Genomic DNA, 23,719 nt, shown 5'->3' on the forward strand with positions numbered 1-23,719 from the left:
GAGATCCAATAGACCTAAAAAAGCCCTGACTATTCAGGGCTTAGTTTACATACCATCGAGAGAGTTGATTAGTTGGAAGTGCTGTTGTCTTCCTTAATCACCTGCAATTGGTCGATCAGAGTATCTAAGTTACTGTCAAAAAACAGAGGCCCCGCCAAGGTCAGCGCCATTGGTGACGAGGTATTTTGCGTAGCTTGTAAATACAACTCTTTAGCACCACTGGTATGCCCTCTCGCTTCCTCTGCCTTAGCCATCAACAGATAGGTCAATGAGGTGTGCTGATTGTAAGGGATAGACAGTAAAATCTTCGATGCCTTCTCAGGATCACTTTCTGACAGTGCGAGTATCGCGTTCGCTTCACATACTCTAGGGTTTTTGTCTTTCTGCAACACTGTCTTCAAGGCAGATGAATACTGTTTGTTTAGCTCCTCGATACGCTTACTCTTATTGTCTTCATCCCGTGTAAATGCCGTCATAATCTCACTGATATAGCTCACCGAAATGGTATAAGCATTATCAGGGGCGTATTCGCGCGCTTCTCTGAAATGTTCCAACGCCACATCAAATCCACCTTTGTTGTACAAGACACCTGTCGCAGACATCAATGATAAGATCGCTTGTTCATCTCTCGGGAATATTGAGACGTTCTGCTGTAACTCATCCTCTGGTACCTCGATGTACATCGCACGTAACAAGTCATCAATCATCGCAGGGAACGTCTCATGGAAACGTCCAAAGTTGGTCGAATATCGACGGTTCAAATGAGTCTGACCCGATACTCGATTGTGGTATTTCATTAACAATCTAAGCTTGCTTCCATCACGACTCATCGCTGTAGAGAAGTTAAACTCCGCAGCCGCTAACCGTCGATGCTCTTCCGATTTCACTACGCGAATGTTGCTATAGAAACCAACGTGTTCAATGAATTTGATCACCATTCCATAGAGTTCGGGCCGAGACTTCACGTCTTCACTTACATTCAAAACCGCATAACGAAACTCATAATGGCTCAGGTGATTTGCATGTTGTTGAGTCGATGAATCGCTCTCATCTTGTTGATAGGAAATTAAAATGACAAATTGCGCAACGATCACCACTATCAAAAGAGCAAAAAGGAATACTAACCTATTTGGTTTCGGCGGTGTCAGCGTCATTTTCTCACTAATACGACGCCCAGCGATGGAAAACTCAGGTTCACTGCTCATTTCTTCACTAGCTTCTGGCTTTTGCACCGCAATTTTTTCGACTTTTACTTCACCATCAAATCGGTAACCACGCTTTGGTACCGTAATAATGTAACTTGCCTCATTTTCACTATGCTTCTTGAGTACTTTCCGTAGCTCAAACACCGCTTGAGTGACGACTTGATCGGTTAATACACTGCCATTCCAGACCTGTTCAATAAGCTCATCCCGGCTATGTGTTAACCCAGGATTCATACATAGAAATTCAAGTAACTTTGCCAACCGATTATCAATCGTGATCGACGTATCCCCAAACTGGATCTGTCCTTCATTTGGTACAAAACGCCATTCATCAACGATAAAACTGATATTTTTGTCAGGCATTCACGCAAACTCTCTCTTTTTTATTCATCTCATTGAGTAAACATAGCCCCAATCCAATGATTTCGCAGGGATTTAATTACTCGCAAACGTACATTTCCCACAGAATCAGTTATGAAGGAGATCAATGTCACATTTCAGCTTCCTTATTTGCCATTTCAATCGTTCTTAAAAGGCATAGAGTCATTGAAATGGAACTTTTATAGACTAAATCCTTTTAGAAAAACTTATCAAGCCTTTGTTTTAATTTGTTTTATATTTTGTTGATGAGATATTTATGAAGATTTATGAACAGATTAGCTTTCCGTTATGCCACACCCACCAGAACAACGCATCATAGCCCCACACCGCAAGTGAGGGGCGAGACGCTTAAACATAAGAAGGCGCAACGTTCCCTGAAGTCACTTGCAATATGGATATGTTAATCGATGTAAAAAGCATCATCTGCTGAAGGATTAGGGAATGTTAGTCAACCTTTATATTAAGAGTTCTTAAACAATGAAACTGAACAAATTTATTCTTCCTATCGCTGCTATCTTCTTCGTAACTCAGGTATCTGCTAACCCTTACGTGGGTGCAAGCTACCTTTACTCTGAGTACCAAGCAGAAAGCAACAACACCGACTTCAGCGATGAAAACAGCGGCTACAACCTTTACCTTGGTTACCAACTTAACGACTTCCTAGCGATTGAAGCGGGTTACGCAGATTTTGTAGATACGCACAAAGACTACGAGCACATCCACTCTGATGCATGGCTAGCAAGCACTAAGCTAACTCTGCCAATCACTATTTTTGATGTATACGGGCGTGTAGGTGTAGGCCACTTCCAAACGAACCTAGGTGACACGAACGACATTTACTACGGTGTAGGTGCAGGTGTTACTCTTGGCCCAGCTCGCGTGGCACTTGAGTACACGACTTACGAAGCAAAAATTGTTGAAAACAGCTACGCAGTAAGCGCAGAGTTCCGTTTCTAATTGAAATAAGATTGAATTGAGAGTTCGTATTTAACGCTCAACAAATACGAGTTCTAGACACAAAAAAGACCTTATATCCTATAACTAGGTACAGTTACGGATATAAGGTCTTTTTTAGTTTATTGTGGCTAGTTTTCGTAACGCTGCATCTTCATTGTTGAGGTATCTGCGCCAGCTAGGAAATCTTGCGCGGCAGAAGCACTCATGAAGCTTTCCATCGATGCATCCGCATCATCCAGCGATTCCCAATGCACAATTACACGCCATGTATCACCATCCACTAGTCCAGATTCACGCTGAATAAATCCTGGTTGTTTTGATACGTAGCTGTCGGCAACGGCTTTATCCAGTTTTGAGAATTCTTGTGGGTCGATCCCCTCTTTAAGCTTGAACGAAGCCACTTCCACCACGTAATCATGCTCGAAACCAAATTTGCCGTTATCGTTTTTCCACTCTTCACGAGGCGGGATATTCTCGATCACGTCCCAATGCTCAACGATTTTGCCGTTATCAAGACGGAATAAGTCATAGAAGGCGACGTCTTTATTCATAAATACGCCTTCGCTAATAGCGAGCACAAAGTTACCTTCACCCAAGATCTTGTGATTCTCTTTGTAAACCATTGGCATACCAGCTTTTGCCAACTCACCAAGCGCTTTGCCTAAGCCACTTAGGCCATCTGCTACCATGGTGTTGTGTTGAAGATAAGCGTCATCTTCGTTGTCGATAAACTGATTGATTTTAGACATATCGCCTTGCATTAAAATGGTATTTACAAAGTCTGCAACAATGGCTTTATTGTCTTCTGTTTTATCAAGGTCAGTCACTTTTGTTGGTCCATCAAGCTGAGTGCGACCGCTTGGGTTTGGTTGGGTCGCTAGCTCTGCCAGATTGTCCCAATGTTCAACTATCTTTCCCTCTTCGAAACGGAACACGTCAAAACCGACTTTAGGACCAAAGAAGTTATATTCCGTATGTAGAAAAACATAATCGCCGTCTTGATAAGCGCGTTTTACATCGGCTTTGGCGCTACCTTCAGGAAGTGCTTTTATCACTTCACCAAAGCCTTCTAAACCATCACCAACCGCTAAGTTATGCTGGGTGTATTGGGTAGGATTGATATAGCTAATTGCGTTAGCATCGCCGGTTTCAATACTCGATATCACCGCAACGGCTTTATCTTTGTTGGAAAGCTCATCGTTTTTCACCATAGAGTCATTAGCGCATGCAGCAAGGCTCAGCACACTCGCCACAAGAATTGTGCGAGAAAAGAAAGAAGAAAGTGGAGATGTAATCATTTTGTTGCCCTCTCGTTTTTGTTATTAACAGCTTAATCGGGCAACCATGATTTCGTCAGAGTGAAAATGGGTTAAATTATGGTGAATATCGAACCTAAAGCGTCGGATTCTTGTATTTTTGACTAAACTGGCTCGGCGTTAATCCGGTTAAGTTCTTAAAATACTTCACAAAGTTACTGGCATCCTCAAATCCAAAGTCGTACGCCATTTGTTGTGATGGAGTGTGGCTCACCACCAAACGACGCTTAATCTCGATGATAGTAAACGCATCTATCATCTGTTTCGCAGTCAATCCCGTTGCCAACTTGCAGACAATATTCAACGTCTTATAAGTCGTATTGATCTGTTGAGCGTACCAATTTGCGTCTCTTATTTGGTGAAAGTGGCTTTGCATTAATTCGAAGAAACGCGCGAATCTGATGCTCTGCTCTTGAGTCAATTTGTCTTGCCTTATTTCAGGTCTTAATCGATGTAAAGAGAGCGCGAAAGCCGAGAACAGATACATCACGATTAAAGGCTCGCTGGCTGCTCTGTTGATTTCCTCGATCATTTGTCGAATAAAGACCAATGTTGGTTCTTGGTCTTGATCCTCCAACTGTAGCAATGGCGAGTGCTTTTCATTAAGGTGAGTCGGCGTGTAGTTTGGCAACTTCATATTGGCATGCACTTGATCGAGAAACGCTTGGGTAAAAAGTAAGATTTTTCCTTTCGGGCGATTAGAAAAATCAAAGCTATGAACCTGCTCTCTTTGCACGAAAAGAACCGAGCCTTCTTGAAAAGGGTAATCCTCAAAGTCCACCATGTGGCTTCCGGTACCCTGCTCTATGTATATGATCCCGAAGAAATTAATACGATGAGCACTTTCAGGGCTATGGTCGAGCCGATTTTGCTCGTATAAATCAGATAACTCCAGAATTTGAAGCTCAGCTTGATTCGATTGTTGATGGCTAAAACCAACTTGAGGAATAGACAAAACCCACCACCTTTGTTTTCAATTCTATTTAACCACAGAGAAACATTTAGCGGCCTTCAAAAACAACCTGATTGAAGTCGATCCAGCCATTAGTAAGAAGATCCATCGCATTCACCTTATGAGAGATTCTCATGTCTTGTGCGCATTGAAACAGAGGAATATAAATCGCTTTTCGAATCAACTCGCGCTCAATTCGCTGGTACCCTTGAACCCGCTTACTTTCATCTGATTGAGCCAAATTATCAAACACTTGTTGTTCGAACCAAGGCTTCAATTGCTTATTCAGGCTCGCCGTCACGGTGTTAGTACACAACAACCATCCAAGCCAAGAACTCTCTTTATGTTCACCAAACACCTCACCAGAAACAATAATATCCGCTTTCGATTGTCGCTCTACTTGGTCAAATTCAGGATATGGCAGCACAGTAAGGTTTGAATCTAAACCATGCTGACAAAGCAACTCAGTGATGTTTTCAGCCGCTTCAATATGCCCAGGCAGCTGATAAGTTAAGACTTCAAGCGGCACCTGATTCACGGAAGACAAGTCCACTGCTTTACCAAATTTTAAGGGTTCAAGGCTTGTCATCCCTGAGGCTCGTCGATAAATAATAGTGTCTCTCACACCATTCATCGGCAAGGATTGCAGCAACTGTTGGATGTATCGACGATGCTTTGCCAACTTCATCCATGCGTTATTTGCACTGTTTAAACAAGCGTAGATACAGCCCTCTTCCCACTGTTGTACCTGTGTGAATTCATCAACAATATCCGGGGCAGAGCTGCCATGCACAATATCGCAATGCATTTGAAAGTCATTTGCAGATAAGCCCATGTTCCAGATTTCTACGCCATCTAGCCAAGGTCGATAGCCGTGATAATGAGGAGACGCAGTAAGTAGCGTTCGGTAATCGGTTTGCTCTGCCAATCGAAACGCTCCACTTCCGACTATCGTACCGTCGCTATTTAATTTGGAAACCGACAGCGCACCATGCGCCATCAATCTTGGCAGATAGTGAGACAAACGTTTGGAATGAATTCGTAAGGTGTACTCGTCGACAACAGAAAACTCATCAATGAGTAAGAACAGACCTCGGCTCACCGAGTTTGACGAGATAATCGACTCATAGGCTGCCTTCACATCAAACGCAGTCAGTGCTGAGCCGTCCCAAAACTTAAGTGACTTACGCAGTCGAACCTCTAACATATCGCCTGTATGCACCCAAGTTTGCGCTAAATCGCCTTCCAACTGGCCTGTATCTCTGTTGAAACGTAACAGGTTCGCATAGAGGTAATCAGCGATATGCTGTTCAGTACGCCTAGATATTTCATAGGGGATCAAGCTGTGTGTCGCTCGATAAAATGGGATTTGGAGGATGTCTTGATCGTTATCTTGCTGTTGATATTGACTAACAAACTCGGCAATGAACTGATCACGATCTTTGCTTCTGATTAGGTTCAACGCCTGATCAGCTCTTCCCTCATTCATCCAAAACTTAGCCTGTTCGATTAATGTGGTGTGTACCGACTCTTTGAGAAGAAGCTGAGGCAAATTACCTCTGCCAACACCCGACTTCCAATCGATGATCGACTCTTCCACCAGCCTTTTGATCACCAACTGAGCGTTACGACGCGTGCAGTTCAACGCTTTCGTTATGTCATCTAATGAAATCGGTGTCCATCGACCTATCTCGAATCCAAAGTCTCGCAAAAATACCAAAGCTAACCAATAACGCATAAAGGTGAAATCCTAAAATTATATTTCTATTTTTCTTCATCTTTTATTTTCAAATAATAGCCGTGTTACCAAAAATAAAAAGGATATTTAGATGAATACGTTAGCTGAGTCTCATGGCTCCATCTGGAAGAATAGAACCTTCGTTACGTTGTTTAGCAGTGCTCTGTTTGTTAGCTTTGCAAGCCAAATCTACACACTTGCATTACCGTTATTAGTGTATGAATTGACCCAATCCTCGGAGTGGATGGGTTGGATGAGAGCCGTTGAGTTTCTGCCCAATCTATTGCTGGCCCTGTTTATTGGCGTATGGGTTGATCGCAGTGATAAAAAGCAGTGGTCGCTGTCTATGTTGCTTGGTCAGGCTATAACGGTGTTTATCTCGTTCCTGGCGGTTGAGTTCCTAGCTGAGCCATTATGGGTTCTGTTTCCATGTGCGTTCTTAATGATGGCGTTTAACTACGGCTACCACAATGCGCGTATGTCGATTCAGAAAAGCGCGCTTTCCCATGAAACTCAGAATGTAGCGACAGCTCGAATGAGCTCTCTGGGCAGTTTTATGGAAACCGTTGGACCAGTGCTCTCAGGGGCAATCATGTTGCTAGCGACCATTCATAACGTTTTCATCGGCGTAGCTCTTTTGATGCTATTGGCTTTTTGGCAGCTCAAAAGGCTCGACGTAAAAACACCCATCAACAGAGACAAACAAAGCACTTTCAATGCCATAAAAGAGGGATGGAAAGCACTACGTAATGAACAGAATATGTGGTTGATTACTCTTGCTGTCATGGTCATCAATACAACAGGTGCCGTATTCTGGATTCAGGCAATCTACTATGCCAAGGCAGATTTAGGATTGAATGCGGTGGGCGTCAGTTATCTGATCGTTGCTTCTGGTCTTGGTGGTCTCATTGGTGCATTCAGCGCTGACAAGTTACGCAAGAAATGGGGACTAGGATGGCTTCTCATTATCTCTATCGCACTCGAATCCATTGGGTTTGTTATTCCCTTGATCATGGAGAATCAAACAGCGCTAGTTGCTGGGTTCTTTTGGGTATCCGCTGTGGGTCTATATAGCAGCATCTGTATCTGGAGTTACCGCCAAGAAGCCTTTGATGTCAGCGTTCTCGGCCGAGTAAACGGGATAACAGGCTCACTGTTCAAACTCTTGATGCCATTTGGCCTTGCTGGTTCAGGCTATTTAACATCATTGATTGGTATTGAATGGTTGTTCGTCGGATGCTTTGCCACACAGCTACTAACAGCGTTTTGGTTAATGACGACCAGCGTCCGTTCTATCCGTTGATGGCGCAATAAAAGGCAAAACGCCCAAAACGAATTTCGCTTTGGGCGTTAAACCAGTGAGTGCGCTGAGAACCAGTATTTCTATTTAAGCTGGCTTATCACAACGAACAAAAATGAAGTTTGGATTATTTTTCAAATGGTTATATCTATCTTCATCTATTTCTCGTACCCGCTCATCCACTTCACCTTCGGTGATTCTTGATATCACTAACCCTGATGCAGCAATCGCATTGCAGATCTCAGTAAGTGAACGACGATAAAAGCTCACTTGTACTGGATCGCCTATGGTATTCCACTCTTCTTGAATAAACTCACGACTAAAGTAGTTACCATTAATAGAGCATTCAAAGTCAGCAAATGGGTGATGGGTAGAGAAGACCATGTAACCACCAGGCTTGAGAACCCTTTGCACTTCTTTAAACACTGGTGTGAGGTCTTCAATGTAATGCAGCACTAGCGGGCACACAATGACATCCATGCTCTGGTCAAGCTCATTAGGAAGCCCAATAGCAAGGTCTTGAGAATACGCCTTTAGCTTTGAGCCGAAGCGCTCAGTAACCAAGCTAACCATCTCTTCTGACAAATCTGTACAAGTCAACTCTGCGACTGACTGCTCCAGAAACCACTGAGCGTATTCACCCGGACCACAACCGAGATCGAGTACCTTTAGACCTTTTACATCATCCAATAACGATAAAGTAGACGGGCGCTCTAACAGCGCGTTATAGATATTGCCCTTAACCACTTCCGCATACTTGCTTGCATGCTTGGTATACATTTCTGACATAACTTTACCTTTATTGAACAAAAACGTGAGCCTAGCATGAAATCTGCAAACTTGTTGTCCATGACATGAAGTTTGACCAATTTCTGACTAGGCTCAGTACAATTCAATAATGGTTTGTGTTATCGATGGACTTTAAACACCTCGATTGCTGTTTGAAGATCTGTCGTTTGCTGGCTAACAACCTCTGTTGAGCGAGTATTGTCTGACACACCTTCGACATTGGTGGTGGTTGTGTCTCGGATCACCACAATGTTCTGGGCGACTTCATTACACACCATACTCTGCTCTTCTACAGCCGCTGCAATCTGGGTGCTGCTGTCCAAGATTTTCTGCATCTCATCCATTACCGCTTCGATTTGTTGGTAAGCCACTTGTGATGACTCAACACTCACTGTGCCCTTGGTTCGACAGCCTTTCATGGTCGACACAACCGCTTGAGTCTGGCTCTGCACTGAAGTAATGATGCTAGAGATCTCTTCTGTCGACGTTTGAGTACGGCTCGCGAGCGTTCTCACCTCGTCTGCTACAACAGCAAAACCACGGCCTTGTTCACCAGCGCGTGCCGCTTCAATCGCAGCATTCAATGCCAGTAGATTGGTTTGCTCCGCAATCTCATGAATCACACCTATCACAGAGCTGATTTGAGAAGAGAGCTCTGACAGATGTTCAATCTCATGTTCTGCGGATTCCAGCTCGCTAGACAGCCCCGTAACCGTTTGCTTTGTTGATTCAATTTCAACCAAACCCTGCTGAGCAACCGTGAATCCTTTCTGTGTATTGCTTGCTGCGTGCTCTGTTGTTGCGGCCACTTCCTTGATGGTTTCCCCCATCTCAGTGATCGCCGTTGCAACGCTGTCGGTTTCGAGTTGTTGCTGCTGTAATGAAAGCTCTGTTTGGTGACTATTCGATCTAAGTTGTACAGACACAGCCCCTAGGTTCTCAACACTGCTTTGTACCTGAGTAATCAAACTCTCGATACTCACAATCAGCTTGTTGGTCCCCTTAGCAATATCACCAATTTCATCATTAGATTCCGTTGCTCGTAGTGTTAAGTCATGGTCACGCGCAACTTGGTTAGTAATCAGATTTAAATTAGAAATGCTGCGTTGAATGCTGTTGATCAAACCGTAAGACAGCAGAACAAGTGCAATAACGACGATGGAAAGCGAGAACAAAATAAACTGGTTAATCGAGGACTGTGCAGAATCGATCTCTTGTTCAAACTGTTTCTCGACCCCTTTGAAAATCCTATAGATATCGTTATAGAGGTAATCGGACTGAGCGATGATGGCTGAAGCTTTGGTTTTGTCCGCTCCATAGATGGAGACTAGCGACTCAAACCCTTGTTGGTATTGGGTTATTTCTTTCAGCAGCTTTGGCATGTCATCCACCACAACCTCAAGCTCAACAAGGTGGGCAAGCAAAGATTGTGAGAGAGTATTGAAATGATCATACTCCTTCGAAAACTGAGCAGACAAGCTGGTTTCTGATGAGTTCAGAAACTGAAGCTCTATCCTTTTCATCTCTTGCAGCGAAAGCTCTAAATCTTTCACTTCAATCAATGTTTTTTCTAGTTTTATCAGCTTTAAGTTGCTGATTTCAGTAATCAATACGATAACGATAAGCGCACTGATCGCTAGGCCAGTTAGGCCAAAAAGTTTATGTTTTATTTTCATCAAGCAATTCCAAAGCAGCAATACCGACAGAAGCACTATTATTTGTATTCGTCGCTTCTATAAAGACCACCTCGCCAAACTGTTATTACTTTATAAATTTCTTGTTACATTTATTCAAAGCATTTATTAAAAACAACTGACTCAAAATTGAGACAATTTACATTTCCGTACAAAAAACGCTCAAAAATCCACTTTTCATTCATTCCTACTGCAAAAATTGCGTGACACTTCAAAAATAGAATTTTGACTTTAATCTCGATTTAATATGACGCGAAAAACCATGGTTACATCTATGCTTAATAACAAATAGGCATACATACAAGAGACGGCTATAGCCATGAGGAATAGTGACATCGCCAAGTTGCGCGAACTCGATTTCAACCTACTGAAAACCCTATCGGTATTGCTAGAACATAAACATGTATCAAATAGTGCTGAGTTATTGTTCCTCTCACAACCTGCGGTCAGTAAACAGCTCACTCGCCTAAGAGCCATGTTCAATGACCCTTTATTGGTCAGATCGGGTAACAACCAACTTCTTACCCCTAAAGCAGAACGCATCAAGCCTCAAGTTGAATCGCTGTGCGAACAAGTCAAGCATTTGGTCATCCCAGATGAACTGGATTTAAAAGAAGTAGATGCCACCGTTAGTATTATTTTCTCCGATTATGGCAGTCCGCATTGGATTTCCACCTTGCTGCGAGAACTTCATCAAGAAGCGCCGAACGTGACTGTGGTTTGTAAGGAGTGGAGCAGAGAAAACATCAATCAACTAGAGAATGGTGAGATCAACCTAGCGCTCGGGCCTATCATAGGTTCTGGTGCACGCTTCGAAAGTATTAAGTTTGGTGCTGTAAGTTCTTCTTTCATCGCTCGTAATGATCACCCACTGTTCACCGAAACTAGCGAGGCCCCACCTTTCTCACAGTTTCCCGTGATACGGATTTCGGGTTCCACCCAGTATCAACACATCTACAATACTATCCTTCCCGATAACCCTGTGATGCTGGATCAAGCCAGCATGTGGTTAGCGCTGGATACGCTTGAATATTCAGATGCCGTGCTCATTGGCCCAACCCGTGTCATGAAGTTGCTATCCGAAACTGAAGGCTATCGCTGCCAGTTACTCGAACAAGTCCCGGAGATTGATATATGTATGAGCTGGACAGCCGGGCTCACTAACGACCTTTTTTATAAATGGCTCATCGACAAGATGATCAAGATAGGCAAACAGATCGTTTCATAGCCCAACTTCCTCGCCATAACTCCCAGTTATACCGGACATGAAAACTGACCATTTCTAACGCTGTACTCATTTTGGCATTCTTTGTTTCGTCCCGAGACAGCGGTGAAGTCACCACTCCATCGCTTCTCACTCTTAAATTAGAGGAGCCGAAACTTGAGCCAACTACGAAACGCTTTCAAAGTCATCGCCTGTTCCGCTATCGCATTGGGCAGCTTATTGCCCCATTCGGTATCAGCAGAGGAGTGGATCCCACAGCACATTGATAGTGTCTCTTTTGGTGGTTCTTTCGAAGGAAATTCAAAAGACATGTATTTCGGCTACACACGCTACAAACAAGGTGGTGTAGGGATTGGCGCAGAAGCTGCGTTCTATCGTTACGACCATGAGAGCAGTGTTCAAGACTACTCATCAAGGTATACGGAACGAGACTTATCCCTAACGCTCCCAGTTGCAGCGACAGACAAAGTGTATATCACCCCCGCTTTTGGTGTTCGTCAGATAAAAAACAGCTACGAACTCAAAGGAGAAGAAATGGATGACACGCAATATGAAGCGCTCTATGGCCTGGACCTGACTTACATGCTCGACAACGTGAGCATCACCGTTGGCGCTGATAAATCAAAAAGCTCTGACTGGTCCATCACATACGGCCTAGGCGTTTCATTTTGATCGCTGGGTAAAACTCATCACAACATATTTTCAAATATTGATACTTAAATGAGGTTCTCATGAAAAACGTTCTAAAACTTACCGCAGTTGCTTTAATGGTCTCTCTAGCTGCTGGCTGTAGCTCTTCTGGTAGCTCAGGCGGTGGTGACACTGCACCACAATTCGACGGTGACTTAGGCTTTGAAAACGTGGATCCAGGTTACGGCGTCGATGCTCCAGATGGCGATCAAACCCCAGATCTCGGTTTTGACTTCGGTTATGTCTACATTCCAGACTTAGGTGAAGAAGTGCCTGTGCCTACTCACCCGATCATGGGCACTCCATCAAATCCGATAGAGATTGATATCAACAACCCAGACAGCAAAATGGCCGCCGTTAAGGAGCGTTCAGACGACAACGAGACACTCTACTCAGTTTACATTGGTGAAGTTCGTGTTGGTGAAATCATCATCAACGACGACGGTATCTCAATCGAGGCGTTACACAGTGACAAAACCATTACTGCAGTTAAGAACACCGAAGAAGACTCTTGGCAAGTTCGCGGCGCTGACGGCAATGTAAAAGGCGACGTAAAACGCCTTGAAGATGGAACATGGTTGATTCGCGAAGAGATCACTCGTGAGGTGTACATTTCGGTCATCAAAGATGGTGAGAGAATCTTCATCCCAGCCAGTGAAGTGAAAGGAGCGCTGCAAAGTAAGCTAAAAACCAAAGGCCCAATGCGTGCTAACCTCCACAACGTTCATACACTAAAAGCACGCCCTAAACTCGGTTAAACAAAATCGTCGGCTAGGCTCAGATTATGGCTTTGCAGTTAACCCTGCATTAAAAAGGCTCGAATCACTTTTTAGGATTCGAGCCTATTCAGTTTTACCTTTTCTGAAACTAATGTTGCCGCTTATGACATCCGAACATCATTTGTCATCCAGTCGGCTTTTAAACTCAAAGACTTTCTCAGCACAAACATCTACACAGCGACCGCAACTGATACAATTCTGCGACATCACTCGTCTATCCCCTTCCTTCAATGGCTGACGAAGTATCTCTGGCTCAGGACAAACGTAAAAACAGTCCATGCATTTATCGCAGTCTTCACGACGTACCGCTTTTACGCGAATCACGCTCTTACGACCAATCACACCATACATGGCACCTAATGGACACAAATGACCACACCAACCGTGTTCAACAAGCAGCAGGTCGACGATAAATACCAAAGCAATGAGAACCCAACCTGCGCCCATGCCAAACACTAAGCCTCGATGCAGTGTCGCCACTGGGTCAAGCCACGCCCATAGAACCGTTCCTGTGACTGCACTGCCTAACAGCAAAACACCAATTAGCCAGTAGCGGATTTGTGGCGACCAACGGTAGCTCGCTTTCAAGCCCATTTTTCTGCGAAGCCAAGCAGCGGCATCGGTAACAATGTTCATTGGGCAGACCCAACCACAGAAAACGCGTGGCGCAACGATCAAATAGAAAGCAATCACTATCCCCGCTCCTGCAAGAACCGTGAGTTCAGGGATATGACCCGCTGCTATGGTCTGCATCACAATCAAAGGATCGCTCAAAGGCACTGTCCCTAAAAGCAGACTCGATGATAGATTGCCTTGCAGGATCCCCCACGTTGGGCCAGCGATAAAACAGACCATAACCGCAATTTGGCATAACCGTCTTAGAATAAGAAACCGATGTGCACGCCACCAGCCTAAAGTCTCGATCGCTTCTTTACCTGCATTCTTTGCCAGATTCTTAGCCATTATAAATTCCCCTTCTTCAAGGAGTTCAGCGACTCAAGTGCATCAGTCGGAATCACATCTTCAACTGGCGCATTGTTGAGATCTCTATCGACCTCTTCCCAACCCAGTTGGTAGTGCTCACCCAACTTACCCATGGCTAAGTTGGTCGGAATCACTTTGATCGCAGATACATCAAGAACACACGCTTGTTCACACTTACCACAACCCGTACAAGCGTCAGAGTGAACGGTTGGGATCAACTTCGCGTGATAACCGGTTCGGTCATTGCGAACGTGCTCTAATGTGATCGCTTTGTCTATTAGCGGACATACTCGATAACAGACATCGCAGCGTAAACCACGCCAGTTAAGGCAGTTCTCATGGTCGATTAGTACTGCGGTACCCATACGCGCATCATCGATATCTTTAAGCAGTGGGTCTAACGCGCCAGTCGGACATTCCACCACGCAAGGGATGTCTTCGCACATCTCACAAGGAATATCACGGGCATTAAAATAAGGCGTTCCAGAAGGAAGTGGCGAAAGCAGCGTTGCCAGTTTTAACGTGTCGTACGGACAAGCTTGAACACATAAACCGCACCTTACACAGGCTGATTCGAAGGCTTCACCCTCTAATGCACCCGGTGGCCTTACTGGCAGGCCGGTAGTATCTCGCGCTTTACTCTGCATCGACTGCAACCCAAGCACGGTTGCTGCGGCACCGACACCTGCTGCGGTTCTTGCGGTGTCACGCAGAAAGCGGCGACGACCTTCGGAGAATTTTGGTTTTGATGACTTCATATACCACCCACTACGCGCAAAGCTGTAGCAGCCCTTGCTCGTTATTATTTGCTATCCATAGACTTCTCCTACGAGCCCACTCAGTGAAAAGCTCATAGTCAGTAATCCTTGGTAATTGGGTTATCTATAAAGGATGGTATGAAAAAGCCATTGACTCAAATCAATGGCTCTCAATTAATACACAAAAGTAGTAGGGATATTTGTTAGCGGGATCACGCTGTTATCAAAGTGGTGAGAGGCAGCTCAGCGTGGGTAATCATAATGAATTGAAAAGACTAAGCTTTGATCTTGTCTTTGCTTCTTAAAACAAGAGCAAGAGCGCCAAACAACAGCTCCCCAACCAAGTATAAGTACATGACTAAATTCGCTTCTCCGTCACTCCAAAGGCCAACTAACCTTCCAAACGCCATTGCTAACAAAACGACAGCAACAAAAATCAATCCAAGCTCAACATCGTCTTTGAGTTTGACGACCAAGAACATCATCAAGCCTATAGCAAGCTGCGCTCCACCATAAGTCGCGCGTACATCTATCACTGCAGATGCCGGATTCAGCTCTGCACCCGTGATCCAATACGCCATCCCTGTGGGGATAAGAAGAAACAATGCTCCATAAACAATGAAGAAAGCAGCGGTGGCATAAACCAGTAGTTTTGACATTTCTAATCCTTTAGTTGTCTCAAAATTACTTATATTGGATTTAAAATCTTAGTCGACTTACAACGAGATCACACTGCTATTGGTATGTTTCTTCTCGCTTTTCCTCATCCATAGGAAAGGCTAAGTTCACAACTTTAGCTAACAAGATCCCACACGCTACACCACCAGCGTTAGCTGCTAAATCTAACCACTCTCCATAACGATTCACATAGGGCTGAAGTATTTCGATCGCCCCACTCCAAACAACAAAGAAAAGCGCAATCAACAGCCAGTTCTTTGGCCTTGCCAATGCAACAGAGAAGGTTAACGCTGCATAAGCAATGAAGTGATGTGTTTTATCTGTGCCCGGCACTGGCGGCAGGCTAGGAACCGGAAGAAGTGAGAGTATGGTGATAGCAGCCAAGACCAACAGGGTAATTGCCAACCAATATTTTTGAACTAAGCCGATCAAACGACGCATAACTGCCCTTACTTACCAAAATTGAAATGTACTCAAAATAACAAGTTGCATAGTAAACAGCATGACAAGCGAGTACAACTGTATCGCTATATGGGCGAGTATCTTCAGATACAAAAACGCCACCGAAATGGTGGCGATAAAAATGCATCCAGTCGGTTCACTATTACAACCACTTATCCGAAATTGGTGGGTATAATTTAAAACGCATCTGTACAGCAATATTCTTTGATTTCAACGGATTTCCATGTGCATCTTTCACTAAGTATGTCCACTGACGAAGCGCCTCTGTGGCACTCTCATCAAAAACACCTTTCGGCCACGAACGAGTGATCTGTATGTTAATAGGCTTTCCATTTGAGTCTAAATCAAACCTAAACTCCACAGAGCCCTCAACACCGGTACTCAAGGCTTCATTCGGGTAGTTGGGTGCAACTTTATAACTGGCTTTCGGGCTATCAGTAAGGTTTGGTTGAGGTGGCTTTGGTGCCGTTGCACAAGAAGCCAAAGAAAACATACATAAGATCATCAACAGATTTTTCACACCAAACTCCATTCGTATAGTCACAATATAGTCGGATAGCATTAAGCCAAGATATTAACACTGCCTTTAATATCAATATCTTGTATAATTTCGCGACTATACAGTAGAACAGCATACTAACAAAGTTGAATATTGTTTATCCATCACCAAGTTAGTTGAGTTGAGACTAAGTATCTAACCTATCCCTGTATTCTTATACTCACTATTTTTCTTTTGCTCTTACAGTTCTTTAATCTCTATCCGACGAAATCAAAGCACTCCCTGCATTAAGGATAAATGTGGGGTACGTAAGGAGTAAATGATGAACCGAACTTCCCCTTTAACACTAATAGCGAGTTTAATCATGAGTTCGAATACATTGGCTGTTGAAAAAGCCGACATGAACTTAACAAACGCAAAAATCCACGGTCATGAAAATGCCGATGCAATTGCAGTTCATGATGGAAATATTTTGTTCGTTGGCAAAGTGTCGGATACCAAGAAATATCGTAATGAAAACACTGAAGTCATCGATCTCGAACATGGAAATGTAAAGCCAGGTTTTATTGATAACCACAACCATATTTTTGAAGCTGCCTCTGAAGCTGGAGGTAACTGTGAACTCAGTATGGATGCATCACTTAAAGGCCAAATACCTTATCTAAAAGCTTGCAGTCGAAATAGTAGGTCCAAAGAGTGGCTGATGGGGTATGGTTTTTCGTTAGATGCGATTCTAAATGAAGATAATATTCAAGCACCTCTTGAGGTTATAGATCGAATTTTTCCTAGTCGCCCTGTCGTATTCATGGAGCAGACCTCACACTCTATGTGGGTAAATTCTGTTGCACTGGAACTTGCTGGTATTACTAAAGATTCACCTGAACCTCAAGGAGGTAAAATTCTCAAAGATCCAGTTAGTGGTGAACTTAACGGTATCTTATTTGATAATGCTGGAGATATCGTTATGGAAATGGCGTGGAACAGCTTAGAAGGTCAATTTGATCAAAGTTATGACGGATTGATGGTTGGCCTCGAAGAGTCAGCATCATACGGCATTACAACTATTAGTGATGGTCGGCTATATTGGAAACGCGGATGGTATGAAGTATGGAAACAGGCAGAAAAAGACGGTAACTTGACCGCACGAGTGTCGCTGCGCCCTTGGATTTATCCTGCTGACTTAATGGAACCGCAGCTAACTTTTCTAAAGAAAATCAAAACAAGAAAAATATTAACACCTTCGAGATAAGGCTTATTTTAGATTATAAGGTCATTTTCCCTTATACTATATAGATATTCATAATACTTTTTGAATCGCTCTGATAAAGCACGTTAGAATATGAATTTTAACATGCTAAATCTGAATAAGAAAAAGTAAGCTTAGACTTTAATGCTTATAATTTACTGGATTCAAGTTAATACAGCTTGAAAGCAAAAGCTCTTAGATTCCCTACCATACAGAAAACAGAGACAGCTACATCATCTAAGCTTCCAAAGCTTAGGAAGATATCTTTGAGTTTCTCTCTCAAAACATTTTCAGTTTCAAATACTAGCTTAGATTCGTCATAGTTATGCTCACCTAAATAATGCTGCCAATATAGTGTTGTATCAACATAAGGAACTTTTATTAAATTGTCATCTTTCTCAATAGCGTTATTAATACTCTTATCTATTAAATATCTATCACCTGAAATAACATATGTAATAGTAATATGTGTAAACTCACTAGATTTATGTGTTAAAACTTCACCGGGTTTATAGCTTGAATCTTCCAAGCTCAGCTTCTGAATCATTATAACTCCTTAAATCCTCAGTTGAATTAATGTTAAAATAAAATTTTTGACATATGTTGCATTCTTAGGATTAGAATACAGATCGAATTTCGTCAGCGCCATGACCGAACAATTAGCTATTTAATAGTCCTCTTTTACCCACAAGCTTCATTCAGTTTATTACTAATTTGGCTTGTAATAAAAACGGCTCCCCATTGGGATCCGTTTATTACGTCAATATATCCCGAATCAAACCCAGTAATTATTGACATTGGAGATCGTCTGAAAGTGAATTGCAGTTGTTTTTGATGATTCAATCAATAAAGATGCATCTTCTGAATATTCACGCCTTAGCATTTGTAAAACTTTAATATCAGGCTGAGTCATCTTTACTCCCATTCGACTAAGTTTAATAGCCAATTAAAAACCTTATTACGGTGTACCTGTTTTTAAACTAGCTAACCAATTATCAATGCAAAACTCCATTCTTCAATTTATAAATAATAGCTGTAATATGCAATAATACATAAATTACTCTAGTTGAATCCCTACCTAACTAGGATAATTAAAATATATAGTTATACCATCAACATCAATCATATAAGTTCATTTAACACTTCAGATACGTTAATTTCTTTTTCATCGATAACTATTAGTCCCGTATAGCTATCTTACTTTTATAGCTACCAATAAGTAATATTGAAACTGTATTATTACAAAACATAAACCTTCAACAATGACTTAGTAAAAATTACTATCTCCACTCACAAAAATTTATATTTTATGCTCCAACAAATTACCAATTAAATAATAGTTTGCGAATTCATGATTTTTATCTCGATGTTTAGCTCCATCGTTTCGAATACATATTAACACATCTAAGAACTTCGCAGATTTAACCCGAACTAAACCCGCTTTCTTAGCTGAACTTGACCAATGTACTATTCAAGATCTAATGTCAGATAATTCAGAGCTAATCATTCTACTAACCCGCCCGTAGTTAATAACAATAGCGCTAAACCAAGTTTGGTTCCGCACTCTATATAACAGTCACATGTAAAGAAATCAGAGTTTCTCTATGCTATAAATTAGACATAGAGAGACCAATACTGAGAGCAATTACCTATCTAAATTGTCAGTTTGACAACCGCATAAGAACACTCATGGCCACTAATACAATCACCTGACTATAGCTTCACGTCTATACCATCAGAAAAAATATAGAAATTGAAATTATAAACCAAATAAAAAACCAAGAATTGAGTTAAGCAAAATATTTTCTTTTATAAAGATAGCTTTAGAACTATCGACAATAAATTCTTGCACCGTTTTATTGAAAGAACAATTAAATAACTTTTTGTATTAAAAAAACATTTCATTTCATACAAAACAGTTCTTAAAAACAAAAAATATCATGCAGATTTACAACGATGAATTGAGCTCGGGTTTATTCCCAAATATCTTATAAATGCACGTTGCATGTTTTCATTTCTTACATATCCACATAAGCCCGCTACCGAACTTAGCGGAAGTTTTCCATCAGAAATCATTTCTAAAGCTAATTCTAATCGGATTCTTTCTACTAACTTCTTAGGTGTAACCTCAAATCTTTTTTTGCACTGGCGCGTAAATGTCCGAGTACTCATTGACATATAGTCAGATAACTTTTCAACTGTTAATTGCCCTGTGATATTTTCCTTGATCCAGAACTCTAGCTCTTCCCACTTTTGCTGCTGAAGTACGCCGGCATAGGATTCATTAGCTGAACTTCTCCTATCGAAATTCTTATTTCTCATGTTCTGACTAGCTATGGAAGGCAACTCAATTACCCAGAAAGCACTAATAACTTTAAGTGGTTTAAAGATTCTCGATACATCATTACTAGGGTAAATCCTATTCAACTCTAGCATCAACTGGCCATAAACAATTTTCAAAACTTCTATTTCAAATGAAGATAAATTACAACTCATTTTTAATATCGAATCTATATTATCCAATAAATGATTTGAGGGATCGGTAGCAATCGACCCAGCAACGATAAAGATATCATCGCAGAAAAAATCAAAATTTGATATCGATTGAGTGCTAACAAATATTCCATTGCCTACGTCAATCATCCCTCCATTATTGCTTAGGTTTATTATTCGACAATCACCCAAAATGAATTTAACCTTATCAATACAATCAAGCAAAAATGACCATTTTTTAAAATCAATGTCGCTCCCAAAAAATATAAATACATTTCTCAATTTATAATTCAACACTCATATTTAACGACTAAAATGTCAATCTTCACCCATAGAGTGGTGTAGCGGAAAAATTAACAACCTGCCACACCTGAAAATTCTACTTTGACTTATTTAGTACATATGTCGATAAGGAGATTTAGAATCGATAGCCTAAGGCTATCCCCAAACCTAGACCTCCAGCATCTCTTTCTTTTCCATTGAGCTTTACGTCAACCTTAGAAAATTTAGCATCGACACCGATAGTCCATTGTTCAGAAAAAATATAATCTACTCCACCACCGATCCAATACCCTAACGCTGAGTCATGAGCCTTATACTTAGTCCCTGATTCAACATATTCAAGTTCAGCCGTAGCGTAACTAATTCCAGTTCCCAAGTATGGTGAAAATACACTATTTGTAGCTAGAGGTTGCCAGCGCAACCCTATATTAGCCTCTCCCACACTAGTTTCTGTTTTTATACCGTTAATTTTCTCTTCATTGCCATTTCCATATAGATCGAGAGCTAATCCTATTGGTAGGGTAGAAGGTTGATATGTAAATAAAAATCCAATCGAGTCCATACCATCATTCTCATCCCACTCTGATGCTAGAGACTTGTTTCCTAATAGAACTTTAAACGATGAAGAACTCTCAGCAGAGTATGTCGACATTGACGAAGTTAATAGCAAAGTAGTTAACAGTGAAGTTTTAATTTTATTACTCATAATTATCCTTGATTTATATAGCAAAGTTATCTGATACTATAGGTTCAGTATTACTATACTTTTTTTGGCAGTTTAAATTTAAAATTGCAGTCTAGGTCATAGTCCTAATTCGCTCAACACAGCTTCTAGACCGGGGTCGACTCCATCTATTCGGTTTTGTTTGCTTGGAAAGTTAACCATTATATCTACTGGTACGCCCTTCCCTTCATACCAAATTTCTTCTTTGCTCAAATAACGTTCATTAGAAAGTTCAATAACAAGTTCATCATTAAAATTCCACTCCAACGCATCAGAAAAAGCACCCTGTGATCGTTCGCCTACTATTGTTACGTGTTCAAATTCTGACATGGATAACGTAAATATTTCTGCGGCAGATACCGTGCTATTACTAGTTAGTAAATATATAGGCTTGGTAAAAGAGCCAGTTTCGGAAGGCTCAATATAAACAGGGGTCAACTCTGTAAATCCATTATCTAATCTAGCCTGCTTGCTATATCCGTGAATAATTGAATCAGTAAAAAAGCGTGCTATTGCTAAGCTAATAAAATCACTTCCGCCTAAATTTTGTCTAACATCAATAATTAACGCCTCGCTATTTTGATTGTCTTGTATGACTTCTTGCATAGTTTCATTAACAATATTTATCGCATCTTGAGGGGCCTCTGCATAACCTGTCATAGCTGAAATATTAATATATCCAATATTATCCTCTACATACCACCAAATAAGACCGTCATTTAGATTTTTTATATTAGTATCTTCACTCGTTAAGCTAGTAATATTGCTAACGATCATTTGTAATTGTTCAGAAAAGTAAGCTTCCCACTGTTCTTGATTGACTTGCGTCCATTCATCGCTATTAATTGGCCATTCTAAAGAGTTATCTATGACAAATTCCTTTATGAAGACGGTACTATAGAGGTCTTTATTGAAAACCCTAACCTCGTTACCACCAATGGTCACTGCGTTGTGCCCATCTTTTAATGGACCCAGCAATTCCCCCAGTTTTACATGTAATTCTTCGATAGTTGTATCTTCATCAAGTGTCGCTTGGAGAGCACTAGTGTGTGTTTGCCAATCGACGTCATGTAAAGAAAAATCAACATAGTGTTGTTCATAGATTTTTGTAATGAGGCTGAAAATCTCATCACTACTTAATTCTAAATCTTCCAAGTTAAGTAAATTATCTGAGAGACATGATGTTGGTAGTGTTGATACTCTAGTAAATTTATTACCTGGAGCATGGAAATCAGCAGTTCCGTAGCCGTCAATTAACTCAAAACTGTTTGTGCCTAACTTTAGTAAATCATTTAGCTGCTCGTTACTAACAGTCTCAAGTTGATCATCTAACCAACACATCTCATCAATATGTCTATAAACAAAGATATTATTCTCTTGATCAACTCTTATAGTTTCTCCATAAGCAGGGCTCTGCCATACCCCAGTAAGCTTTGACGCCACAGGATTGGCTGATTCAGGTGGTTTAGTTTTATAGTTATCATTACAACCAACGAGTGCGATTGAAGACAACAAACAAACAGGAACTATTGATTTCATGTTGTTTCCTTACTGATAGACTGAACAACAATCATAACCAACGCTTATGTAACCTTCTGTTTCGCTGTTGTTATCAATTGTAATTTCGAAATAGGATGCTTTACGTGAACTAGACTTAGGTAGCAAAAATATAGAGTTATTAAGTGCTTGTAGTTTTGACTATTGTGTTATTAGTCATAAAAAAGTCATTCATACGTGTTATGATAAAAGATAAAAAAGTAACTTCACAAATAACACTCCTTTGGTAACATGCTGATTATGCTAAATAAAAAGATAATCTTAGTTGAAGACGATGAAAAATTGGCAAATCAAATAACTCGCTTTTTAAACAGATATCATTATCAGGTAGAACATATCAATGATGGAGGTCTCGCGATTCCTCTAGTTCAACGTGTTAATCCAGAACTAGTTGTTTTAGATCTAATGTTACCTACAGTTAACGGATTAGATATCTGCCGGGCCTTAAGACCTCAGTTCAAAGGTGACATTTTGATGTTGACGGGCAGCGATGATGACATTGATCAAGTCACTGCGTTGGAAATGGGAGTCGATGGGTATTTAATTAAACCTGTTCAACCCAGAGTATTGCTAGCACACATCAGGTTACTCGAAAGAAAAAGAAGGCCAGAAACTGGGAGCATTCATGGGACGTTATCGGTTTCCGACAATAATCTATTGATAATCAATAAATTATGTATTCATCTACTCCAACGTACCGTTGTACTGGAAGACAACGCTATTCAGTTAAAGCCAGCTGAATTCGCAGTATTAAAATTGCTTGCTGAAAGAGCCGATAACGTCTTGAGCCGTGAGGAAATACTACAATCCTATCGCGGTATTGACTATGATGGTTTAGATCGCTCTATTGATGTAAAAATAGCCGCATTGCGAAAGAAACTATGCGATCATAAGCAAACGAAAATAGTAACTATAAGAGCTAAAGGGTACATGCTTGTTTCCGATGCTTGGCGGTAACAAATGATTACAATCGTATGCAGCATTAAACGTTAAAATGGTTATAACTTCCT

The 23,719-nt window shown here is 41.4% G+C and carries 22 protein-coding genes and 3 pseudogenes; 8 read left to right on the forward strand and 17 right to left on the reverse strand.

The window, feature by feature from the left end; all coding sequences use genetic code 11:
- Positions 1–68 precede the first annotated feature (68 nt).
- Positions 69–1,568, reverse strand: coding sequence for a winged helix-turn-helix domain-containing protein (locus FIV04_RS16170; protein ID WP_152469721.1), 1,500 nt, complete (start codon positions 1,566–1,568; stop codon positions 69–71).
- A 495-nt stretch (positions 1,569–2,063) separates the two neighbouring features.
- On the opposite strand from FIV04_RS16170, the gene FIV04_RS16175 reads away from it, so the two are divergent.
- Positions 2,064–2,543, forward strand: a complete 480-nt coding sequence (locus FIV04_RS16175) for a porin (protein WP_152469722.1) — start codon at positions 2,064–2,066, stop codon at positions 2,541–2,543.
- A gap of 422 nt (positions 2,544–2,965) precedes the next feature.
- Here FIV04_RS16175 and FIV04_RS16180 read toward each other — a convergent pair.
- From FIV04_RS16180 to FIV04_RS16190, 3 genes and pseudogenes are all read right to left on the reverse strand, one after another.
- A pseudogene (locus FIV04_RS16180) lies at positions 2,966–3,841 on the reverse strand (hypothetical protein); the annotation flags it as partial.
- Positions 3,842–3,935: 94 nt separating this feature from the next.
- Positions 3,936–4,814: an AraC family transcriptional regulator gene (locus FIV04_RS16185; protein ID WP_152469723.1), complete on the reverse strand. Its 879-nt coding sequence runs from the start codon at positions 4,812–4,814 to the stop codon at positions 3,936–3,938.
- Positions 4,815–4,860: 46 nt separating this feature from the next.
- Positions 4,861–6,549: an ABC transporter substrate-binding protein gene (locus tag FIV04_RS16190; protein WP_152469724.1), complete on the reverse strand. Its 1,689-nt coding sequence runs from the start codon at positions 6,547–6,549 to the stop codon at positions 4,861–4,863.
- Between the two features lie 91 nt (positions 6,550–6,640).
- Here FIV04_RS16190 and FIV04_RS16195 point away from each other — a divergent pair, with 91 nt between their 5' ends.
- The gene (locus FIV04_RS16195; RefSeq protein WP_152469725.1) at positions 6,641–7,852 is read left to right on the forward strand and encodes an MFS transporter; all 1,212 of its coding nucleotides are present in this window, start codon (positions 6,641–6,643) and stop codon (positions 7,850–7,852) included.
- Between the two features lie 84 nt (positions 7,853–7,936).
- On the opposite strand, the gene FIV04_RS16200 is transcribed toward FIV04_RS16195, so the two are convergent.
- Both FIV04_RS16200 and FIV04_RS16205 read right to left on the reverse strand, forming a co-directional pair.
- Positions 7,937–8,638, reverse strand: coding sequence for a class I SAM-dependent methyltransferase (locus FIV04_RS16200; protein ID WP_152469726.1), 702 nt, complete (start codon positions 8,636–8,638; stop codon positions 7,937–7,939).
- Positions 8,639–8,757: 119 nt separating this feature from the next.
- Positions 8,758–10,314 (reverse strand): methyl-accepting chemotaxis protein, encoded by a 1,557-nt coding sequence (locus FIV04_RS16205; RefSeq protein WP_152469727.1) that lies wholly within the window; start codon positions 10,312–10,314, stop codon positions 8,758–8,760.
- 337 nt (positions 10,315–10,651) lie between these two features.
- Between FIV04_RS16205 and FIV04_RS16210 the strand changes: the two genes are divergently transcribed.
- From FIV04_RS16210 to FIV04_RS16220, 3 genes are all read left to right on the forward strand, one after another.
- Positions 10,652–11,560, forward strand: a complete 909-nt coding sequence (locus FIV04_RS16210) for a LysR family transcriptional regulator (protein WP_152469728.1) — start codon at positions 10,652–10,654, stop codon at positions 11,558–11,560.
- Between the two features lie 153 nt (positions 11,561–11,713).
- Complete coding sequence (locus FIV04_RS16215) at positions 11,714–12,229, forward strand: hypothetical protein (protein ID WP_152469729.1); 516 nt, start codon at positions 11,714–11,716, stop codon at positions 12,227–12,229.
- A gap of 59 nt (positions 12,230–12,288) precedes the next feature.
- Positions 12,289–13,005, forward strand: a complete 717-nt coding sequence (locus FIV04_RS16220; protein WP_152469730.1) for a hypothetical protein — start codon at positions 12,289–12,291, stop codon at positions 13,003–13,005.
- Positions 13,006–13,143: 138 nt separating this feature from the next.
- Here FIV04_RS16220 and napH read toward each other — a convergent pair whose 3' ends face one another.
- The 5 genes from napH to FIV04_RS16245 all read right to left on the reverse strand — a co-directional run bounded on the left by napH (position 13,144) and on the right by FIV04_RS16245 (position 16,428).
- On the reverse strand, positions 13,144–13,989 hold the full coding sequence (gene napH / locus FIV04_RS16225) for a quinol dehydrogenase ferredoxin subunit NapH (RefSeq protein WP_152469731.1): 846 nt from the start codon (positions 13,987–13,989) through the stop codon (positions 13,144–13,146).
- Positions 13,989–14,768, reverse strand: a complete 780-nt coding sequence (gene napG, locus FIV04_RS16230) for a ferredoxin-type protein NapG (RefSeq protein ID WP_150870166.1) — start codon at positions 14,766–14,768, stop codon at positions 13,989–13,991. Before napG ends, napH begins: the two co-directional genes overlap by 1 nt.
- A gap of 275 nt (positions 14,769–15,043) precedes the next feature.
- Positions 15,044–15,427, reverse strand: coding sequence for a DUF4345 family protein (locus FIV04_RS16235; protein ID WP_152469732.1), 384 nt, complete (start codon positions 15,425–15,427; stop codon positions 15,044–15,046).
- A gap of 76 nt (positions 15,428–15,503) precedes the next feature.
- Positions 15,504–15,887: a VanZ family protein gene (locus FIV04_RS16240; protein ID WP_152469733.1), complete on the reverse strand. Its 384-nt coding sequence runs from the start codon at positions 15,885–15,887 to the stop codon at positions 15,504–15,506.
- A 163-nt stretch (positions 15,888–16,050) separates the two neighbouring features.
- Positions 16,051–16,428 carry a TonB family protein gene (locus FIV04_RS16245; protein ID WP_172974278.1) on the reverse strand — a complete coding sequence of 126 codons (378 nt, stop codon included), beginning with the start codon at positions 16,426–16,428 and terminating at the stop codon, positions 16,051–16,053.
- Positions 16,429–16,729: 301 nt separating this feature from the next.
- On the opposite strand from FIV04_RS16245, the pseudogene FIV04_RS16250 reads away from it, so the two are divergent.
- Positions 16,730–17,629: pseudogene (locus FIV04_RS16250) on the forward strand (amidohydrolase family protein); the annotation flags it as partial.
- Positions 17,630–17,822: 193 nt separating this feature from the next.
- Here FIV04_RS16250 and FIV04_RS16255 read toward each other — a convergent pair.
- From FIV04_RS16255 to FIV04_RS27165, 3 genes are all read right to left on the reverse strand, one after another.
- Entirely contained in the window at positions 17,823–18,200 is a 378-nt protein-coding gene (locus FIV04_RS16255) for a hypothetical protein (protein ID WP_152469735.1), read from the reverse strand.
- Positions 18,201–18,428: 228 nt separating this feature from the next.
- A complete protein-coding gene (locus FIV04_RS16260; RefSeq protein WP_253895493.1) occupies positions 18,429–18,599 on the reverse strand; it encodes a hexameric tyrosine-coordinated heme protein in 171 nt (56 codons plus the stop codon).
- Positions 18,600–18,953: 354 nt separating this feature from the next.
- On the reverse strand, positions 18,954–19,055 hold the full coding sequence (locus FIV04_RS27165) for an alternative oxidase (protein WP_253895496.1): 102 nt from the start codon (positions 19,053–19,055) through the stop codon (positions 18,954–18,956).
- 19 nt (positions 19,056–19,074) lie between these two features.
- On the opposite strand from FIV04_RS27165, the pseudogene FIV04_RS27170 reads away from it, so the two are divergent.
- Positions 19,075–19,179: pseudogene (locus FIV04_RS27170) on the forward strand (transcriptional repressor NsrR); the annotation flags it as partial.
- A gap of 412 nt (positions 19,180–19,591) precedes the next feature.
- On the opposite strand, the gene FIV04_RS16275 reads toward FIV04_RS27170, so the two are convergent.
- From FIV04_RS16275 to FIV04_RS16285, 3 genes are all read right to left on the reverse strand, one after another.
- The gene (locus FIV04_RS16275) at positions 19,592–20,428 is read right to left on the reverse strand and encodes a helix-turn-helix domain-containing protein (RefSeq protein WP_152469736.1); all 837 of its coding nucleotides are present in this window, start codon (positions 20,426–20,428) and stop codon (positions 19,592–19,594) included.
- 136 nt (positions 20,429–20,564) lie between these two features.
- Positions 20,565–21,134, reverse strand: coding sequence for an outer membrane protein (locus FIV04_RS16280; protein ID WP_152469737.1), 570 nt, complete (start codon positions 21,132–21,134; stop codon positions 20,565–20,567).
- A gap of 96 nt (positions 21,135–21,230) precedes the next feature.
- Entirely contained in the window at positions 21,231–22,691 is a 1,461-nt protein-coding gene (locus tag FIV04_RS16285) for a S41 family peptidase (protein ID WP_152469738.1), read from the reverse strand.
- 249 nt (positions 22,692–22,940) lie between these two features.
- Between FIV04_RS16285 and FIV04_RS16290 the strand changes: the two genes are divergently transcribed.
- Complete coding sequence (locus FIV04_RS16290; RefSeq protein ID WP_152469739.1) at positions 22,941–23,666, forward strand: response regulator; 726 nt, start codon at positions 22,941–22,943, stop codon at positions 23,664–23,666.
- Positions 23,667–23,719 lie beyond the last annotated feature (53 nt).

This window comes from Vibrio sp. THAF190c (assembly GCF_009363355.1).
Taxonomy (GTDB): domain Bacteria; phylum Pseudomonadota; class Gammaproteobacteria; order Enterobacterales; family Vibrionaceae; genus Vibrio; species Vibrio fortis_A.

Bases quoted from the DNA above. Each gene is read 5' to 3' on its own strand.
- FIV04_RS16200 (WP_152469726.1), bottom strand. From the start codon at position 8,638: ATGTCAGAAATGTATACCAAGCATGCAAGCAAGTATGCGGAAGTGGTT.
- FIV04_RS16220 (WP_152469730.1), top strand. From the start codon at position 12,289: ATGAAAAACGTTCTAAAACTTACCGCAGTTGCTTTAATGGTCTCTCTA.
- FIV04_RS16290 (WP_152469739.1), top strand. From the start codon at position 22,941: ATGCTGATTATGCTAAATAAAAAGATAATCTTAGTTGAAGACGATGAA.
- FIV04_RS16210 (WP_152469728.1), top strand. From the start codon at position 10,652: ATGAGGAATAGTGACATCGCCAAGTTGCGCGAACTCGATTTCAACCTA.
- FIV04_RS16170 (WP_152469721.1), bottom strand. From the start codon at position 1,568: ATGCCTGACAAAAATATCAGTTTTATCGTTGATGAATGGCGTTTTGTA.
- FIV04_RS16285 (WP_152469738.1), bottom strand. From the start codon at position 22,691: ATGAAATCAATAGTTCCTGTTTGTTTGTTGTCTTCAATCGCACTCGTT.
- FIV04_RS16190 (WP_152469724.1), bottom strand. From the start codon at position 6,549: ATGCGTTATTGGTTAGCTTTGGTATTTTTGCGAGACTTTGGATTCGAG.
- FIV04_RS16240 (WP_152469733.1), bottom strand. From the start codon at position 15,887: ATGCGTCGTTTGATCGGCTTAGTTCAAAAATATTGGTTGGCAATTACC.
- FIV04_RS16195 (WP_152469725.1), top strand. From the start codon at position 6,641: ATGAATACGTTAGCTGAGTCTCATGGCTCCATCTGGAAGAATAGAACC.
- FIV04_RS16175 (WP_152469722.1), top strand. From the start codon at position 2,064: ATGAAACTGAACAAATTTATTCTTCCTATCGCTGCTATCTTCTTCGTA.
- FIV04_RS16280 (WP_152469737.1), bottom strand. From the start codon at position 21,134: ATGAGTAATAAAATTAAAACTTCACTGTTAACTACTTTGCTATTAACT.
- napG (WP_150870166.1), bottom strand. From the start codon at position 14,768: ATGAAGTCATCAAAACCAAAATTCTCCGAAGGTCGTCGCCGCTTTCTG.
- FIV04_RS16235 (WP_152469732.1), bottom strand. From the start codon at position 15,427: ATGTCAAAACTACTGGTTTATGCCACCGCTGCTTTCTTCATTGTTTAT.
- FIV04_RS16205 (WP_152469727.1), bottom strand. From the start codon at position 10,314: ATGAAAATAAAACATAAACTTTTTGGCCTAACTGGCCTAGCGATCAGT.
- napH (WP_152469731.1), bottom strand. From the start codon at position 13,989: ATGGCTAAGAATCTGGCAAAGAATGCAGGTAAAGAAGCGATCGAGACT.
- FIV04_RS16255 (WP_152469735.1), bottom strand. From the start codon at position 18,200: ATGATTCAGAAGCTGAGCTTGGAAGATTCAAGCTATAAACCCGGTGAA.